The organism is Aquitalea palustris (assembly GCF_003693445.1).
GTDB classification, from domain to species: Bacteria; Pseudomonadota; Gammaproteobacteria; order Burkholderiales; family Chromobacteriaceae; genus Aquitalea; species Aquitalea palustris.
This window is the reverse complement of sequence record NZ_RFAR01000042.1, coordinates 1-16,518: the sequence shown is the minus strand read 5'-3', so window position 1 is coordinate 16,518 and position 16,518 is coordinate 1. Positions and strand designations below refer to the sequence as shown.

At 61.4% G+C, this 16,518-nt stretch carries 19 protein-coding genes; 9 read left to right on the top strand and 10 right to left on the bottom strand.

Features of this window, described 5'->3' with window-relative positions; translation table 11 throughout:
- The 3 genes from EAY64_RS20610 to EAY64_RS10475 all read left to right on the top strand — a co-directional run.
- Window positions 1-202 (top strand): hypothetical protein (locus EAY64_RS20610; protein ID WP_233566484.1); only part of this gene is annotated, 202 nt, incomplete at its 5' end.
- A gap of 32 nt (window positions 203-234) precedes the next feature.
- Window positions 235-747, top strand: coding sequence for a GNAT family N-acetyltransferase (locus EAY64_RS10480; RefSeq protein ID WP_103524723.1), 513 nt, complete (start codon window positions 235-237; stop codon window positions 745-747).
- The gene (locus EAY64_RS10475; protein WP_103524722.1) at window positions 744-1,262 is read left to right on the top strand and encodes a GNAT family N-acetyltransferase; all 519 of its coding nucleotides are present in this window, start codon (window positions 744-746) and stop codon (window positions 1,260-1,262) included. Before EAY64_RS10480 ends, EAY64_RS10475 begins: the two co-directional genes overlap by 4 nt.
- Window positions 1,263-1,533: 271 nt before the next feature.
- Here EAY64_RS10475 and EAY64_RS10470 read toward each other — a convergent pair whose 3' ends face one another.
- The 10 genes from EAY64_RS10470 to purM form a co-directional block, all read right to left on the bottom strand.
- On the bottom strand, window positions 1,534-2,778 hold the full coding sequence (locus EAY64_RS10470) for a uracil-xanthine permease family protein (protein WP_103524721.1): 1,245 nt from the start codon (window positions 2,776-2,778) through the stop codon (window positions 1,534-1,536).
- 49 nt (window positions 2,779-2,827) lie between these two features.
- A complete protein-coding gene (locus EAY64_RS10465; RefSeq protein ID WP_103524720.1) occupies window positions 2,828-3,466 on the bottom strand; it encodes a hypothetical protein in 639 nt (212 codons plus the stop codon).
- Window positions 3,467-3,554: 88 nt separating this feature from the next.
- Complete coding sequence (upp, locus tag EAY64_RS10460) at window positions 3,555-4,187, bottom strand: uracil phosphoribosyltransferase (protein WP_103524719.1); 633 nt, start codon at window positions 4,185-4,187, stop codon at window positions 3,555-3,557.
- A 129-nt stretch (window positions 4,188-4,316) separates the two neighbouring features.
- Entirely contained in the window at window positions 4,317-5,162 is an 846-nt protein-coding gene (locus EAY64_RS10455) for an EAL domain-containing protein (RefSeq protein ID WP_103524718.1), read from the bottom strand.
- Window positions 5,163-5,385: 223 nt separating this feature from the next.
- Complete coding sequence (grxD, locus tag EAY64_RS10450; RefSeq protein ID WP_103524717.1) at window positions 5,386-5,697, bottom strand: Grx4 family monothiol glutaredoxin; 312 nt, start codon at window positions 5,695-5,697, stop codon at window positions 5,386-5,388.
- A gap of 93 nt (window positions 5,698-5,790) precedes the next feature.
- Window positions 5,791-7,149, bottom strand: coding sequence for a chloride channel protein (locus EAY64_RS10445; protein WP_103524716.1), 1,359 nt, complete (start codon window positions 7,147-7,149; stop codon window positions 5,791-5,793).
- 106 nt (window positions 7,150-7,255) lie between these two features.
- Complete coding sequence (locus EAY64_RS10440; protein WP_199734431.1) at window positions 7,256-8,509, bottom strand: RsmB/NOP family class I SAM-dependent RNA methyltransferase; 1,254 nt, start codon at window positions 8,507-8,509, stop codon at window positions 7,256-7,258.
- Window positions 8,510-8,514: 5 nt separating this feature from the next.
- Window positions 8,515-9,675: a DUF3108 domain-containing protein gene (locus tag EAY64_RS10435; RefSeq protein WP_103524714.1), complete on the bottom strand. Its 1,161-nt coding sequence runs from the start codon at window positions 9,673-9,675 to the stop codon at window positions 8,515-8,517.
- 15 nt (window positions 9,676-9,690) lie between these two features.
- Window positions 9,691-10,320 carry a phosphoribosylglycinamide formyltransferase gene (gene purN / locus EAY64_RS10430; protein ID WP_103524713.1) on the bottom strand — a complete coding sequence of 210 codons (630 nt, stop codon included), beginning with the start codon at window positions 10,318-10,320 and terminating at the stop codon, window positions 9,691-9,693.
- A gap of 88 nt (window positions 10,321-10,408) precedes the next feature.
- Complete coding sequence (purM, locus tag EAY64_RS10425; protein ID WP_103524712.1) at window positions 10,409-11,446, bottom strand: phosphoribosylformylglycinamidine cyclo-ligase; 1,038 nt, start codon at window positions 11,444-11,446, stop codon at window positions 10,409-10,411.
- A 303-nt stretch (window positions 11,447-11,749) separates the two neighbouring features.
- On the opposite strand from purM, the gene hda reads away from it, so the two are divergent.
- The 6 genes from hda (at window position 11,750) to EAY64_RS10395 (ending at window position 16,335) form a co-directional block, all read left to right on the top strand.
- Complete coding sequence (gene hda, locus EAY64_RS10420) at window positions 11,750-12,427, top strand: DnaA regulatory inactivator Hda (protein WP_103524711.1); 678 nt, start codon at window positions 11,750-11,752, stop codon at window positions 12,425-12,427.
- Window positions 12,424-13,110 carry a histidinol-phosphatase gene (locus EAY64_RS10415; protein ID WP_103524710.1) on the top strand — a complete coding sequence of 229 codons (687 nt, stop codon included), beginning with the start codon at window positions 12,424-12,426 and terminating at the stop codon, window positions 13,108-13,110. Before hda ends, EAY64_RS10415 begins: the two co-directional genes overlap by 4 nt.
- Window positions 13,111-13,174: 64 nt before the next feature.
- Window positions 13,175-14,053, top strand: coding sequence for an ATP-binding protein (locus EAY64_RS10410; protein ID WP_103524709.1), 879 nt, complete (start codon window positions 13,175-13,177; stop codon window positions 14,051-14,053).
- The gene (locus tag EAY64_RS10405; protein WP_103524708.1) at window positions 14,050-14,928 is read left to right on the top strand and encodes a DMT family transporter; all 879 of its coding nucleotides are present in this window, start codon (window positions 14,050-14,052) and stop codon (window positions 14,926-14,928) included. Before EAY64_RS10410 ends, EAY64_RS10405 begins: the two co-directional genes overlap by 4 nt.
- A 34-nt stretch (window positions 14,929-14,962) precedes the next feature.
- Window positions 14,963-15,904, top strand: coding sequence for a Nudix family hydrolase (locus EAY64_RS10400; protein ID WP_103524707.1), 942 nt, complete (start codon window positions 14,963-14,965; stop codon window positions 15,902-15,904).
- The gene (locus tag EAY64_RS10395; RefSeq protein WP_226034238.1) at window positions 15,901-16,335 is read left to right on the top strand and encodes a hypothetical protein; all 435 of its coding nucleotides are present in this window, start codon (window positions 15,901-15,903) and stop codon (window positions 16,333-16,335) included. Before EAY64_RS10400 ends, EAY64_RS10395 begins: the two co-directional genes overlap by 4 nt.
- Window positions 16,336-16,518: the final 183 nt, after the last annotated feature.

Sequence of the window (16,518 nt, the reverse complement as noted above, 5' to 3'; positions counted from 1 at the left end):
GGCGGGGGGATTGGGAATAGATGGGAAGGCTGCGGAAGTAATATGTGAGTCGAAAGGCCCGGCTTTGCCGGGTCCAGTGCAATCGCATCAAATGGCTTTGTCTGCAGCCTGCAGCCCCGTTTTCAGCGATGAAACGGGGCTGTTGTTTGACCAGATCACTTGTAACACCCGGCTGCTGTTTGTCATGATGACAGCCGGTTAGTCTGTAAACGGCTGTTACGGGAGCAATGCTGCATGAGTTTTCATATCCGACGCATCGAGCCGGAAGATGCCGCTGCCATGGCGCGGCTGCAATCCGCCCCCGGTGTGGTACGCCATACCTCGCAGCAGCCCTATCAGTCGGCTGCCGACTGGCAGCAAAAGCTGCAACAGCTGTCCTCATCCTGTCACTGGCTGGTGGCCTGTGATGCCGCCGGTGAGGTGATTGCCAGCGCCGGGCTTAATATCCTGCCGCAAGCGCGTTGCCGCCATGTGGCAGATATTTTCCTGCTGGTGCGTGACGAATGGCAGGGCAAGGGCGTGGGACGGGCCTTGCTGCAGGCCTTGCTGGAGCTGTCCGACAACTGGCTGGGGCTGATCAGGCTGCAATTGATGGCGCAGCGGGACAACCAGCGCGCCATCGCCTTGTACGAGCGCTTTGGCTTCCAGCATGAAGGCGTGGTGCGCCAGGATATCCTGCAGGATGGCTGCTATGTGGACAGCGTGGTGATGGCGCGGCTGCACTGGCCGGCGGGAGGACTGGCATGAACCGGTATCACATCCGCAAACCCGGCCCGGCTGACGCAGCGGCACTGCGCGCCCTGATGAGCGATTCGCTCTGCTACGGCAATACCCTGCAGCTACCCTATCCATCCCTGCAGCTATGGCAACAGCGGCTGGCTGGCAGCGATCCACTGCATCATGCCCTGTTGCTGGAATCGGCCGACGGCCAGGTGATTGCCCATGGTTCGCTATGGCGGGAAAGTGTACCCAGACTGGCGCATGGTGCCAGCCTCGGCATGGCGGTGCAGCGCGAATGGCAGGGGCAGGGCGTGGGCTCGGCTTTGCTGCAGGCCTTGCTGGATCTGGCCGACAACTGGCTGGGCCTGCACCGGGTGGAGTTGACGGTGTTTGACGATAATGCGGCGGCGCTGGCGCTCTACCGTAAATACGGTTTTGTCGAAGAAGCCCGCCTGCGCGCTTATGCGCTGCGCGCTGGCCGCTATGAGGACGTGTTGAAGATGGCCAGGCTACGTGCCTGTCCACCAGCCGGTGCTGCTTGAATGCAGGACAAAAAAATAACGCCATCGCAAGATGGCGTTTTCAATCACAACACAACAAAGGAGTTTGCTGTCTGCCCTGACGGCAGAGGCCTGATGATGCACAACAAGCCCTGAAAAAACTTCAACAAAGTGTCGATATTATCCAATACGGCCGGCCAGCGGTCGTTCATGATCCGGACATGAAGCGGTAATATTGCGACGTATCTGATTTATATAAAGAAAAAGCGCGGGAAGCCCGCGCTTTTGTCTGTATTGCAGCCTGGTCAGGTGTTTAGATGTCCTGGCCTTCGACAATACCATCGTGATGCGCTGCGGATTTCGGCAGGATCAGGTTCAGGGCCATGGCCAGAATGGAACACAGGCCCACGCCGGCCAGTTCCAGACCGCCCAGTTTCAGCGTCAGGCCACCGATACCGGCGGTCAGTACTACCGAGATGATCACCAGATTGCGCGGCTGCATCAGGTCCACCTTGGCTTCAATCAAGGTTTTCAGGCCGATGGAGGCAATGGTGCCAAACAGCAGCACCATGATGCCGCCCATCACCGGCATCGGGATGGATTGCAGCAGCGCGTTGAACTTGCCAAAGAAGGCCATGCAGATGGCAAACACGGCAGCCCAGGTCATGGTGACCGGGTTGAAGTTGCGGGTGATCATCACCGCGCCGGTCACTTCGGCATAGGTGGTGACCGGCGGGCCGCCGATCAGGCCGGCCACGCACACGCCCAGGCCATCACCCATCAGGGTACGGTGCAGGCCAGGGCTCTTGGTGAAGTCCTTGCCGGTCACGCCACCGATAGCCATTACGCCACCGATATGCTCGATGGACGGGGCGATGGCCACCGGCAGCATGAACAGCGCGGCAGACCAGTTCACTTCCGGGCTGTGGAATACCGGCGCGGCAAACCACGGTGCATTGGCCAGCTTGGCAAAGTCCACCACGCCCAGGAAAGCCGCCGCGATGTAACCAACAGTCACCCCGGCCAGAATCGGCACCAGCTTGAACATGCCACGGGCGTAGATGGAGACGATGACGGTGGTGGCCAGTGAAATGGCCGCCAGCAGCATCGAGGTTTCATAGGGCATGATCTGCTTGCCACCCGCCTGGCCCATGGCCATGCCGGAGGCTGCGGTGGCGACCGACAGGCCGATGATCATGATCACCGGGCCGATCACCACCGGCGGCAGCAGCTTGTTGACCAGCGCCATGCCGCGCCAGCGCACGATGGCGGCAAACACGAAGTACATGAAGCCGGCGGCAAACAGGCCAAACATGGTGGCTGCCTGACCCCAGGTATGCATGGAGTAAATGATGGGGCCGATAAAGGCAAAGGAGCTGCCCAGGAAAATGGGTACCTGGCGGCCGGTACACAGCTGGAACAGCAGGGTGCCGATGCCGGCGCCAAGCAAGGCCATGGCGGGGTTGAGGCCGGTCAACAGCGGTACCAGTACCAGTGCGCCGAAAGCAACGAACAGGATCTGGGCGCCGGAGATGGCCACCTTCACGTGTTGGAACATAATGGGGTTTCCCTGTTTTTGTTAAAAGCAAATACGGCCTGACGCTGACTCAGACCGTGCAATACATGATGGCCTGGGCAATGATGTTGTTCTGCTGCCGTGCCAGCTGGCTGTGCTGGCGGAAGTCCTGCACCATGGCCTGCACCCGCTGATAGGTGTCGTAATTGGGCAGCGGCCGGTAGGCAATATCGACGTTTAGCCGCGCCGCCACCTTCTTGATGGTGGTGGGCTTGATGCACACATGCTCATCCGGCCGGCTATAGGCCAGAAAGCAGGTCACCACCGGCCACTTGGCCGGATTGGCATTGCCATCGTTGCGGCACAGCTGCAGCACTTCGACAAAATCGGCAAAACTGTCCGGGCCAAACTGGTGCAGCAAGCGATAGAGCGCCTGCACAAAAGCCGCATGCACATCGCGAAAGCCCAGATAATTGCGGAAGGCCATCTTTTCGAAGGTACTCACCGTGGTGCTGCGGCCAATGATCTGGCGGCAGGTTTCGGTGATATCGGCATAGCGCTGACTGGTGATGGCCTGTTGCAGCCGCTCGGCAGTCAGGCCCTGCTGGCACAGCTGGATGACGCTATCCACACTGCGGTGCTTTTTGGCCAGTGCCTGCCATGCGGCATCCTGCAGGCCGTCGGGAAAGCGCAGCAGAAAGTCGTTGTCGATCTGTTGATGGGCGTTCATCTTTTCCCCTGCTTTCCCTTGGCTGCTGGCTGCAAAAACGCCGCCCTTCCGGTACGGATGAGCGGCGTGCTTAGTATCACCGGCAAACTCAGGCGTGCTTGGTGCCGAAGATCTTGTCACCGGCATCACCCAGACCCGGAATGATGTAGCCATTTTCGTTCAGATGGCTGTCCAGCGAGGCGGCATACAGCTGCACGTCCGGGTGGGCATCGTTCACCACTTTCACGCCTTCCGGTGCCGCTACCATGACCACGGCCTTGATCTGCTTGCAGCCCTTGCGCTTGAGCAGTTCGATGGTGGCCACCATCGAGCCACCGGTTGCCAGCATCGGGTCGATGATGATGGCGATGCGCTCGTCCAGGCTATCGACAAATTTTTCGAAATAGGACACCGGCTCCAGCGTTTCTTCGTTGCGGGCCAGGCCCACCACGCTGATCTTGGCCGACGGAACCAGGTCGAGCACGCCGTCCAGCATGCCGATACCGGCGCGCAGAATGGGAACCACTGTGACTTTTTTACCCTTGATCTGCTGGATGTCGATCTGGCCGCACCAGCCGTCGATGGTAGTGGGTTCCAGTTCGAAATCGCGGGTGGCTTCATAAGCCAAGAGGCGCGCCAGTTCCTGGGTGAGCTGGCGGAATTTCATGGTGCTGATATCGCCCTCGCGCAACAGGCCGAGTTTGTGCTGTACCAGCGGATGGTTGACTACGTGGATGTTCATGCTTGGTCCCAAACCTTGCGAAAAAGCTGCCGGTTGCGATCTTGTGGAGCGCAGGGGCAGCTTGTTTCAGATATGCGAAACCGGCCTTGTTGCCTTGGCCGGTCTTTGAATGAGGTATGGGGCGATATTCTACCGCTTTTCCCACTGGGAAATCCACGGGATTAACCCTGAGGCGGGCAATGGTGCGGCGCAGATATAGCCCTGCACGGCATGGCAGCCCAGCTCGCTCAGCACCGACAGATCACCCGCATCCTCTACCCCCATGCCTACCGTGCTCAGGCCGCCGGCCTGGGCCAGTGCCAGCGCTTCGGCCAGAATCGCCCGCAGGTGCTGGTTGTCGCCAGCGCCATGCACAAAGGCGCGGTCGATTTTCAGGCCGCTGAAATGGCTGCTCAGCAATTTGTCAGTCAGGCCGGTGCCAATGCCGAATTCATCCACCATCACGCCAAAACCTGCCTGGCGCAAGGCCTGAAGCTGGGTGTCGGCCATGGCCCAGTGCTGGCGCAGGGTGCTTTCGGCAAACTCCAGGCTGAGGTTTGCCGGGCTCAGGCCGGCCAGCCTGGTTTTCTGGGCCAGATGCGCCGCCAGTTGCGGGTCGGCCAGCAGCTGGGCGGACAGGTTGATCGATACTTGTAATTCCTGCCCCTGGTCCAGCCAGTCGCGGCAGGCATACAGCGATTTTTCCAGGATCAGCTCGGTCAGCTCGCGTATCATGCCGCGCTCTTCCATCACCGGCACAAAGGTGATGGGCGACAACACACCCAGTGCCGGATGGCGCCAGCGCGCCAGAGCCTCGGCACCGATGACGCGGCGGTTGCGGATGTCGACGATGGGCTGGAAATACGGCACCAGCTGGTCGTTTACCAGCGCTTTCCAGATTTCATCGATGGGCATGGCGCCGCCGTTGTCGGCCGTGGCCGGGCTGGTGAGGTGCGCGGATTGGGCAAGAAAGCCCGCAGCTTGTGAAGGTGTCATGGCGGTATCCGGTGGGGATAGGGCAGCGGGCTGCCGGCAGTAGGCTGTTGGCTGAATTGTAAGACAGGCAGGCAGCAGTGGATATGAACTTGTCGTGGTGACCTTAAAAAATGGTCGAGCCAGTGTTTTTGTCGCGCCCTGCGCCTGTGTCTTGATGCCGCGTGCCGCCAAAGAAAAACCCGGCCGGGGCCGGGTTGGTTCTGCTTGCCATGGCTGGCGGGGCTTACAGCCCTTGCAGCACTTCCTGCAATTCGCCGGACTGGTACATTTCGTACATGATGTCCGAGCCACCGATGAACTCGCCTTTGACATAGAGCTGCGGAATGGTCGGCCAGTTGGAGAATTCCTTGATGCCCTGGCGGATTTCGGCGTCCTGCAGCACGTCGACGGTCTTGATGGTTTCTACGCCACAGGCTTTCAGAATCTGGACCGCGCGCGAGGAGAAGCCGCACTGCGGGAACTGGGCCGAGCCTTTCATGAACAGCACAACCGGGTTTTCGGTAACGGTCTGCTTGATGATGTCCTGGGTATCCATGAGGAATTCCTTGCGGTGAACGGGCAAACAGCGGGTTTGCCCTCAATACTTGACTGAAACGATGGGTTATTGTACGTAAGCCGGCTGCGCCGGTCAATTTGCCTGATGGCGTGCGCGCAGCTGGCGCAGGAATATTTCGGCCTGGCCGTCATACAAGGCATGGCGGTTCATGAAGCGCGACACATTGGCTGCCACCAGCGCGGTGGCCATCAACGGAATGATCATGGTGGACGAAGAAGATGTCATTTCCATCACGATGACAAAGCCGGTCATCGGGGCGCGCGTCATGCCGGAGAAAAACGCCACCATGCCCAGCAGCACCATGGCCGCCTGCGGCAGCGAGGGCAGCAGCAAGGACATGTTCAGGCCAAAGCCCGCTCCCACCGCCAGCGAGGGGGCGAACATGCCGCCGGGGGCGCCGCTGATATAGGTGATGATCAGCGAAACCAGCTTGAGAATGCCGTACTCCTGCATGCTGCTGCCACCGCCCTCGATGATCTCCTTGGCGCGGAAATAGCCGGTGCCGAAGGTGATGCCGTCGCTGGCAATGCCGATGACTGCCAGCAACAGGCCGCAGGCGATGGCAAACAGAATGGGATAGTTGATACGCCAGCCGTGCAGTGGGCCGGGCAGGTGATGCGCCAGTGCCAGAATCGCGCGTGAGGTCAGCCCGCCAATGATGCCGCCGATGATGCCGCACACCGGAATGGCCATCCAGCCCGAGCGCAGATCCAGCGCTACGGATACCACGCCGAAGTAGTTGTAGTCGCCCAGTACCGCAATGGCGGTAATACCGGCCAGAATCACCGACAGCAGGATGGTGGAGCTGGCGCGTTGGTCGAAGGTGCGGCCCATTTCCTCGATGGCGAACACGATACCGGCCAGCGGGGTATTGAAGGCCGCCGCCACACCGGCTGCCGCGCCCGCCAGGATAAAGCTGCGCGCCACGCCCTCATGGCGCAAGGCGGCTTCGCGATTGAGTGAATACTTGATGGCCGCCCCCACCTGCACGATAGGGCCTTCGTAGCCCATGGTGGAACCACAGCCGACGCCGATCAGTGTCAATACCATCTTGCCCACGGCGGCGCGCATGGTGAGAATGCGCGCACGCAAGGCATGCATGCCTGGCTGCATGGCGATGATGGTTTGCGGGATGCCGCCGCCGCCAGCGCCATCGAAAAAGGTGCGCAGCAGCCATACTGACAAGCCCAGCCCGGCCGGGGTGATCAGCAGGGCCCACAAGGGCGACTGGTCGTAGATCTGGTAGAACAATTCGTGCGACAGATGGCTGCCATTGGCAAACACCGCCGCCACCAGGCCGATCAGAATGGCGGCAATCCAGATCGGAGCCCGCCGTCGCCACAGTGCCATGGACAAGTACAGATATCTCAGGCGGCGGCTGGCGCGCAGGCCGTGCTGGCCCAGGCGCCGGGCGACTCTGGTGTCGGACATGGGGGAGGGGACTCCGTGGCGGTTTATCGAGAGGTCAGCAAAGCCGTGTCGCACATCGTTTGATATGAAACGGTATTTTCGACTTTGCTAATACTCGATGATAAGGTCAATTACCTTTCCTGACCAGAACCGCAGCGAAGAAACCGTCGGAATTATGCAGGTGCGGCTTCAATTCCAGATAGTCGCCAATCTGCAGCGGGATCTTCTGTTCGGCCAGCGCTTCATCCATCGGCAGCAGGACAAAGTCCGGGTGGGCGGCCAGGAAGGCTTCGACGATGTCGCGGTTTTCCTGCGGCAGCAGGCTGCAGGTGGCGTACACCAGGCGGCCGCCCATTTTCACCAGGCGGGCTGCGGAAGCGAGAATGGCAGTCTGCTTCACATTCAGTTCGGCCACGCTCTCCGGGCTCTGGCGGAATTTCAGGTCCGGATTGCGACGCAGGGTGCCCAGGCCGGAACACGGTGCATCCACCAGTACGCGGTCGGCCTTGCCAGCCAGGCGTTTTACCTTGCTGTCGTTTTCATGTGCCAGCAGTTGCGGGTGCACATTGGACAGGCCGGAGCGGGCCAGGCGCGGCTTGAGGTTGGCCAGGCGCTTTTCCGATACATCAAAGGCGTACAGACGGCCGCTGGAGGCCATCTGGTTGCCCAGCAGCAAGGTCTTGCCACCAGCACCGGCACAGAAATCCACCACCATTTCACCACGGCGGGCGCCGGTGATCAGGCCCAGCAGCTGGCTGCCTTCGTCCTGCACTTCGATGACACCGGATTTGAACAGCTCGTACTTGGACAGCGCCGGCTTGTCTTGCAGGCGGATGCCGATGGGCGAGTAGGGCGTGGGCTCACACGGCATGCCGTCGGCGCGCAGGCGGTCCATCACTTCGTCGCGCTTCATCTTCATGGTGTTGACACGCAAGTCCAGCGGCGCCGGCTCCATCAGGCCCAGGCCCAGTGCCAGCACTTCCTTGGGGTCTTGTTCTGCCAGGCGTTCGATCACCCATTCCGGCAGTTCGGCGGCGATGGACAGGCTGTCTTCCAGTTGCTTGCCCTTGACGCTGCCCAGCCATTCACGCTCGCCAGCGCTGGTGGCGTCGGCCAGTTCCTTGATATTGAGTTTTTGCAGGCGCATCAGTGCCACCATGGCCAGCCGGCGCGGGCTGGCTTTTTCCGGGGCGATCAGCGCACGGAACTGGATCAGGCGGCGCAGGCAGCCAAAGGCGGTTTCGGCGATCAGGTGGCGGTCGTTGGAACCGAGCTTCACGTTCTCACGGAAGTAGGCCGACAGTACGGCGTCGGCCGGGCGGTCAAAGCGGATCATCTGGCCGATGACGTTTTCGATATGTTTCAGTTGGCTATGGCTGATATTCATTAATGATTATTCCGGGTCATGGGGCGAGCGGGCAGGCGCCATTGCTCGGTGCCGTCAATATTGATCAGCACGGCGCGCAGTTCTACCCGTTTGCTCTTGTCGGTGCGCGAAATGCGCACCGGCAGGTTGGCGAAATCCGGAGCCAGCCAGAATTCGGTGATGTCATCCTCGCCCTTGGCGCGGAACACTATCACCCGGATCTTGCCGGAGCCGGTGTCGTAATCGGTTTCTCCACTGGGGGTCATCGGATAGTCGTAGACCTTTTTCCCGGTGGTGATCTGTAACGGGGCGGAGCCAAGCTGGCCGCCCTTCAGCCCCAGCTGGAAAGCCAGGCTGAATACATCTTGTGCACCGCTGCGCAGGGCGATTTCCTTGTCGCCCTGATCGCCAAAGTGCAGTGTGCCGCCTGCCCAGTCAAAGCGGGCGGACTCCTTGGCTTCATGACCTACCCAGGCTTGCAGGCTATCGGGCTGCAGGCCGTGCTGGTTTAACTGCCCTTGTGAAAGATAGCGCCGACTCCCGCCGATAACCGGGTTGAAGCGAATCTCCAGCGTATAACTGTTCGGACCATGTTGCCAGTTCAGGCTTCCGGTGCCGACCATGGCTCCGTTATAGAAGGTCTGGTAGCCCAGCAGGGCTTGCGTCGGGAAGCGATGCAGCGTGCTTGCCGGTGTCAGATAACCGGCCGGCCTGTCTGCGGCAGTGCTGGCCGGGGCACTGGCCTCAACCACACGCTCATGCTGGTCTGCCTTGTCGGTCTTCTCGGCATGGGCCGCTGCTGGTGCACTAGCCGCGACTGGCTGGTGGCTATTGGCCTGTTCGGCCAGCGGCTGGCTGGCGTCTTCGGTCTCGGCCGCTTGCTCTGCGGGTGGGGCTTGCTCCGCTTTGACGTGAGCTGCCGAGGCATCGCGTTTGCGTTTTGTCTTGTGCCCTGCTGCCGCTGTTGCCGGCCCGCCGGGTAGCAGTCTGGCAGTCGGTGTGGCTGCTGGTGCGGGCTGCTCCAGTTGCAGCGCCTGCATTTTTACATCGATCTTGCGCAGGGCCTGATCGGGCGGCAATTCTATCGCTGTTTCCGGCAGCAGGCCGGAACCCAGCATGGCCACATGCAGCAGCAGGGAAGCCAGCAGGGCCAGGATGAATATCCGCAGCGATGATTTCATGCCGGAGCCGATCAGTCAGGGCGCCGGTGCCAGCAGGCTGGCGGCCGGCTGGGCGGGAGAGGCCACCTTGCCATCGACAATCTTCAGCTCGCCAGCCACAAAGCGGCGTACGGCATCCGGGTAGAGCTGGTGTTCCAGCTGCAAGACCCGGCCGGCCACGCTGTCCGGGGTGTCGTTGTCCTGCAGTGTCACCACGCCTTGCGCCACGATGGGGCCGTGGTCCAGTTCGGCGGTGACAAAGTGCACGGTGCAGCCGGCTACCTTGCAGCCCATCTCCAGCGCCCGTGCATGGGTATGCAAACCGGGAAAGGCCGGCAGGAGCGAAGGATGGATGTTCAGCATGCGGCCTTCGTAGCGGCGGGTGAAGTCTGCCGTCAGGATGCGCATGAAGCCGGCCAGTACCACCAGATCGGGCTGATAGCCGTCTATCACTTGCGCCAGCTGTGCATCAAATGCTTCGCGGCTGGCAAATTGCTTGTGGTCGACCACGGCGGTGGCGATACCCCGCTCTGCCGCCCAGGCGAGGCCAGCGGCGTCGGGGCGATTGGACACCACGGCTGCGATATGTGCCGCCGGGATATTGGCCTCGACGATGGCCTGCATATTGGAGCCGCGACCGGAAATCAGGATGACGATATTTTTCATGGTTGCACTATGGGCTGCTGGATGTCGCCGGTAAAAAAACAAGCGCCGCCAGCAATGCTAGCGGCGCCGTTCGGTGTCACTGCCAGGCTCAGGAAATCTGGGTCTGGTGTTCGTCACCGTTGCGGGCGCGTACGCTGCCCAGGCGGTGTACGGTTTCGCCTTCCTGCTGCAGCAGGGCGGTGGCGGCTGCCACATGCTCTTCGGCCACGATCACCACCATGCCGATGCCGCAGTTGAAGGTACGGTACATTTCCTGGCTGTCGACATTGCCTTCCTTTTGCAGCCACTGGAACAGCTTGGGCAGCTCCCAGCTGCCGGCGTCCAGTTGTGCCACGACATTGTCCGGCAGCACGCGCGGGGTGTTTTCGGTGATGCCGCCGCCGGTGATGTGGGCCATGCCTTTAACCGGCAGGATCTGCATCAGCTTGAGCAGGGGCTTCACATAGATGCGGGTGGGGGCAATCACCGCATCGCGCAGGCTCTTGTCGCCATCAAAGGCGGCGTCCAGGTCCGGCTGGGCGCGGTCGATGATCTTGCGCACCAGGCTGTAGCCATTGGAATGCACGCCGTTGGAACCCAGACCCAGCACCACGTCGCCCGGGACAATGGTACGGCCGGTGATCACCTGGCTCTTTTCCACCACACCGACGGCAAAGCCGGCCAGATCGTATTCGCCTACCGGGTACATGCCAGGCATTTCGGCGGTTTCGCCGCCGATCAGCGCGCAACCGGCTTGTTCGCAGCCTGCCGCAATGCCCTTGATGACGTCGGTGGCTTGCGGTACGTCCAGCTTGCCGCAGGCGAAGTAATCCAGAAAGAACAGCGGCTCGGCACCCTGAACCAGGATGTCGTTCACGCTCATGGCCACCAGATCGATACCGACGGTGTCGTGGCGATTCCAGTCAAAGGCGAGTTTCAGCTTGGTGCCCACGCCATCGGTGCCGGATACCAGGACGGGCTCTTTGTACTTTTTGGAAATTTCCACCAGTGCGCCGAAACCGCCGATACCACCGAGAACTTCCGGGCGCATGGTGCGCTTGGCATAGGGCTTGATGTTTTCGACGAGCGCGTCGCCGGCGTCGATATCCACGCCTGCATCACGGTAACTGAGGGACTGGGTGCTCAAGGTAAACTCGCTTTCTGCTAACTTGAAGTATTTTTACGTCAAGCTTTCGCTGATGCGAAAGCACTGTATTTTAACTGAATTTCTGTCAGAAAGCCGCGCTTAATTTGCAATGGCACCGCAGAAAGCGCCATCGCCGCTGCCCAGGCCCGCCCCGCTGCAGGGCCTGCCATGCCGTGCCGGGCTGCTGTGACAGGCTTTTATCCGCCTGGAATCGGCAAACTAATGGCATGCAGCGGTTTCGCCAACAGGCCATCTCGGCGTAAAATCACCGTCTGACTTCAATCGGCCCACACGACCTTACTCTTGGACCAGCTAGTACTAGACCTGACCCCCACTCCGCTGCCGGCCTTCGACAATTTTCTGGCCCAGCGCAACCGCGAGGTGATTACCGCCCTCACGGCGGAGGATGGCGAGCGCTTCATCTATCTGTGGGGCGAGCCGGGCAGCGGCAAAACCCACCTGTTGCAAGCCTGGATTGCCCACGCCGAGCGGCTGGGGCGCGCCTCCATCTATCTGGATGGCCAGAACGAGCATCTGCCCGATTTCGCCCGCGAAGCCAGCTTCATCGCCGTGGATCATGTTGACGACCTGGCCCCGGACGACCAGATCACCCTGTTCTCCTTTTATAACTCGCTGAAGGAAAGTGGCGAGGGCCGGCTGCTGATGGCCGGGCGCAAACCGCCGATGGCCGCTGCCGTGCGTGACGACCTGCGTACCCGGCTGGGCTGGGGACTGGTGCTGGAGGTAAAAGCGCTGTCCGACGACGACAAGCTGGCCGCACTGCGCACCCATGCCGCCAACCGTCAGCTGGCGATTGCCGACGATGTCTTCCGTTACCTGCTTACCCACTGGCGGCGCGACCTGTCCAGCCTGATCGGCATGCTGGACATGCTGGACCGCTATTCGCTGGCGCTGCGCCGCCCCATCACCGTGCCGCTGGTGAAAAACGTTTTGCAAACCGCGAGTTCTTCCGACACATGACCCAAGCACGCAATCTGGCCCTGTTTGATCTGGACAATACCCTGCTGATCGGCGACTCCGATTTCGAATGGCCGCGTTTCCTGATCAAGCGCGGCATTGTCGACCAGGCCTACTACGACCACCGCAACAATCATTTCTACGAGCAGTACAAGTCCGGCACGCTGAATATCGGCGAGTACCTGGAATTCGCGCTGGAGCCGCTCACCCGTTACGACAATGCCGAGCTGGCCGCGCTGCATGCCGCTTATATGGACGAGCACATCCGCCCCATCATTCCGCAAGCCGCGCGCGATCTGCTCAACCTGCACCGCCAGCAGGGCGATGAAGTGCTGATCATCACCGCCACCAACCGCTTCATTACCGGCCCCATCGCGGCCGAGCTGGGCGTGGATGCAGAACACCTGATTGCCATTGAGCTGGAACAGACTGCGGATGGCCGCTACACCGGCAAGCACACCGGCGTGCCCAGCTTCCAGGCCGGCAAGATCACCCGGCTGGAAATGTGGCTGGCCGAGCGCGGCCAGACCCTGGCCAGCTATGGCCGCAGCTTCTTTTATAGCGATTCGCACAACGACCTGCCCTTGTTGTCCATCGTCAGCAACCCGGTGGCAGTCGATCCGGACGACACCCTGCGCCAGCATGCCAAGGAGCAGGGCTGGCCGATCATCAGCCTGCGTGGCTGAAATAGCGCATCAATAGTTCAGACAGTCTGGCTACGGCCAGACTGTTTTTGTATGGAGAGATGATATGGAGCAACTGCAAGCATTCCTGGCCCGCGCCGAAGCCCTGCTGGCCCGTCTCGAACCCCTGTTGCCCCCGGCCCGGCCCGAGCCGGACTGGAGTGCAGCGGCCTACCGCTGGCGGCGTCAGGGCATGGCCGGCTGGCTGGAGAGTGTCAGCGAGCCGCACACCCTGCCGCTGGCACGGCTGACCCATATCGACAATCAGCTCAAGCTGCTGGTGCGTAACACCCGCCAGTTCGTCAAAGGCAAACCGGCCAACAATGTGTTGCTGACCGGTGCGCGCGGCACCGGCAAGTCTTCGCTGGTAAAGGCCTTGCTGCCGGAGTTTGCTGACAAGGGCCTGCGCATCATCGAGGTGGACAAGGATCATCTGTCCGATCTGGCCGAGATCATGGCGCTGGTGGCCGGGCGCAAGGAACGCTATATCCTGTTTTGCGATGATCTGTCCTTCGAAGATGGCGATGATGCCTACAAGGCACTGAAGACGGCGCTGGATGGCGGCCTGGCACGACGGGCGGAAAACATGCTGGTGTATGCCACCTCCAACCGCCGCCACCTGATGCCGGAAAAGCACAGCGAAAACCGCGAGGGCTGGGTGAGCGATGGTGAAATCCATCCGGGTGAAGCCATCGAGGAAAAGGTGTCGCTGTCCGACCGTTTCGGCCTGTGGCTATCGTTTTATCCCTTCGATCAGGATGCTTATCTGGCTGCGGTGAAAACCTGGCTGGAGCATTTTGCCCTGCCCATGGATAAAGAGGCCGAGCGCGCTGCCCTGCAATGGAGCCAGCTGCGCGCCAGCCGTTCCGGCCGCGTGGCCTGGCAGTTTGCCAATGACTGGGCCGGCCGCAGCGCGCGCGAGCGCAAGGCGGAGCTGGGCAAGTGAGTGTAGCCAGCGTGGCGGCCACATCGCCACACCGGACACGCGGCATCCTGTTGTACAGCCTGGCCATTTTTCTGCTGGCCGTGATGGATGCCAGCGCCAAATGGCTGACCCATGGCTATCCGGTGGGGGAGATCATCTTCTTCCGCTCGCTGTTTGCCCTGCCCATTTTGCTGGTGCTGGGGCTGCGCCACAGCAGTGCGCCAGCGCGCCTGCTGGCTACCGCCCACCCCTGGCGGCATTTGTTGCGCGGGGTGGTGGTGATGGTCACCATCGTGACTTTCTTCATGGCGCTGCGGCATTTGCCGCTAGCCACGGTGACGGTGATCACCCTGGCTAACCCGATATTCATGCTGCTGCTGGGCCTGTTCTGGCTGGGTGAGCAGGTGGGGCGGCGGCAATGGCTGGCGGTAGGCCTGGGGCTGATCGGGGTCATGGTGGTGTGCGGCCTGTCCGGCCTGCAGTTCAATGCCTACAGCCTGCTGGCGGTGGCCTCGGCCTTGTCCTATGCCCTGGCCACACTGCTGACCCGTCAGCTGTCGGCCCATGACAGCCCGGCCACCATTGCCATGCTGGGTACGCTGCTGATGCTGTTGTTCAGCGGTGTCAGCATGGGCAGCGACTGGCAGTGGCCGGGGCTGACCGACTGGCTGGTGCTGCTGTTGCTGGGCTTGAGCGGTGGTCTGGCCAACTTCGTCAATGCCCTGTCGCTGCGCGATGTGCCGCTATCGGCCGTGGCGCCGCTGGAGTACAGCATCCTGCTGTGGGCGGCGGCACTGGGGTATTTTTTCTTTGCCGAAATGCCGGGTATGAGCACCTGGCTGGGCGGGGTCCTGATTATCGCCAGCGGTGTGGTGGTGGCCAGGGCGAAGCATTAACCGCGGACCAGGACATGGGCTGACAAGACAAATCATGCATTCTGACAACAAGATCATCGAAGTGGTGGCCGGCGTGCTGATGCGCCCGGATGGCAGTTTCATGCTGGGCAGCCGGCCGCAGGGCAAGCCTTATGCCGGCTACTGGGAGTTTCCCGGCGGCAAGGTGGAGCCGGGCGAAAGCGCGCTACAGGCGCTGGCGCGCGAGTTGCAGGAGGAAATGGCCATCACTGTGACCCAGGCCACACCCTGGCTGACACGAGTGCATCACTACGAGCATGCCTCGGTACATTTGCGCTTTTTCCGCGTGTGGGACTGGCAGGGCCAGCCGCAGCCGCAAGAGAGCCAGCAGTTTGCCTGGCAGCAGCCGGGCCAGACCAGTGTCGAGCCCATGCTGCCGGCCAATGGCCCGATACTGAAATCACTGCAATTACCCGCGGTGTACGCCATCACCTGCGCCCACGAAATCGGCGTGGCCGCCCAGTTGCAGGCATTGGCCGACGGCCCGGCATACGGGCTGGTGCAAGTGCGCGAACCGGACATGAACCAGCAGCAGCTACAGGCATTCGTCACTGAAGTTGCTGCCATCGTGCATGAGCGTGGAGGCAAGGTGGTGGTGAATGCCGACCCGGACTGGCTGCAGGGCTGGCCGGTGGACGGCGTGCATCTGAGTGGTCCGCGTTTGCGGCATTTGCAGCAGCGGCCGGATGTTGCCTGGGTCGGGGCATCGGTGCATAGCGCTGCCGAGCTGCAACGGGCTGGTGAGCTGGCGCTGGATTACGCCTTGCTCGGCCATGTCCAGCCTACGGCCAGCCATCCGGGTGTTACGCCACTGGGCTGGGATGGTTTTGCCCGCGTACTGGCTGCGGGTATTCCGCTGCCGGTGTATGCGCTGGGCGGGCTGCAGGCTCAGGATCTGGAAACCGCGCGTCAGCATGGCGCGCATGGTGTGGCACTGATGCGTGGAGCCTGGCAATGACGATGAATGCCCAACAGAAAAAACTGCTGCTGATCGCTAGCGCCTTGCTGCTGCTGGCGGCGATCAAGGGCGGGCTGGTGTGGTGGTATCTGCAGCACAAGAATCAGCCGGTGGAGCCGCAACTGCTGGCCTGCAATATTGATCAGGGGCGCTGCGCGCTACCGGATGGCGGCAGCTTGTACTTTGTCAGCCCGCCGGAAAACGGCAAGCCCTTTACGCTGCGACTGGAAGGGGTACAGGTCGAGCAGCCTGCGGTGGAGTTTGCCATGGCCGACATGGACATGGGTTTCAACCGCTATCGCTTTGTGGCCGATGGCTCGGACTGGCAGGCGCGCATCACCCTGCCGGTGTGCGCCACCGGTAGCCGTCACTGGACGGCCACCCTGCATCTGGGCGACAAGGCTTACAGCCTGCCGTTTCAGGCGCGGTAGTGCTGGTGCGGTTCAGCATGCAAAGGCTCCGGAAGGGGCCTTTTTTGTTGAGGGCCAAGCCATCATCCGCGTGAGCGGATTGCCATCACCGCTTTCCCTTTCAAAATCAAAGGAAAATACAACTTCGCGGGTCTCGCCCCGCCGTCGAGGTACTTTACTTTTGCTTCGCCAAAAGAAAGTACC

What these genes read in the sequence shown, in the direction of transcription:
- EAY64_RS10470 (WP_103524721.1), bottom strand. Translation starts at nt 2,778, where the DNA reads ATGTTCCAACACGTGAAGGTGGCCATCTCCGGCGCCCAGATCCTGTTC.
- purN (WP_103524713.1), bottom strand. Translation starts at nt 10,320, where the DNA reads ATGAAAAATATCGTCATCCTGATTTCCGGTCGCGGCTCCAATATGCAG.
- grxD (WP_103524717.1), bottom strand. Translation starts at nt 5,697, where the DNA reads ATGGATACCCAGGACATCATCAAGCAGACCGTTACCGAAAACCCGGTT.
- EAY64_RS10415 (WP_103524710.1), top strand. Translation starts at nt 12,424, where the DNA reads ATGACCCAAGCACGCAATCTGGCCCTGTTTGATCTGGACAATACCCTG.
- EAY64_RS10435 (WP_103524714.1), bottom strand. Translation starts at nt 9,675, where the DNA reads ATGAAATCATCGCTGCGGATATTCATCCTGGCCCTGCTGGCTTCCCTG.
- EAY64_RS10455 (WP_103524718.1), bottom strand. Translation starts at nt 5,162, where the DNA reads ATGACACCTTCACAAGCTGCGGGCTTTCTTGCCCAATCCGCGCACCTC.
- EAY64_RS10445 (WP_103524716.1), bottom strand. Translation starts at nt 7,149, where the DNA reads ATGTCCGACACCAGAGTCGCCCGGCGCCTGGGCCAGCACGGCCTGCGC.
- EAY64_RS10400 (WP_103524707.1), top strand. Translation starts at nt 14,963, where the DNA reads ATGCATTCTGACAACAAGATCATCGAAGTGGTGGCCGGCGTGCTGATG.
- EAY64_RS10465 (WP_103524720.1), bottom strand. Translation starts at nt 3,466, where the DNA reads ATGAACGCCCATCAACAGATCGACAACGACTTTCTGCTGCGCTTTCCC.
- EAY64_RS10410 (WP_103524709.1), top strand. Translation starts at nt 13,175, where the DNA reads ATGGAGCAACTGCAAGCATTCCTGGCCCGCGCCGAAGCCCTGCTGGCC.
- EAY64_RS10395 (WP_226034238.1), top strand. Translation starts at nt 15,901, where the DNA reads ATGACGATGAATGCCCAACAGAAAAAACTGCTGCTGATCGCTAGCGCC.
- EAY64_RS10475 (WP_103524722.1), top strand. Translation starts at nt 744, where the DNA reads ATGAACCGGTATCACATCCGCAAACCCGGCCCGGCTGACGCAGCGGCA.
- EAY64_RS10480 (WP_103524723.1), top strand. Translation starts at nt 235, where the DNA reads ATGAGTTTTCATATCCGACGCATCGAGCCGGAAGATGCCGCTGCCATG.
- upp (WP_103524719.1), bottom strand. Translation starts at nt 4,187, where the DNA reads ATGAACATCCACGTAGTCAACCATCCGCTGGTACAGCACAAACTCGGC.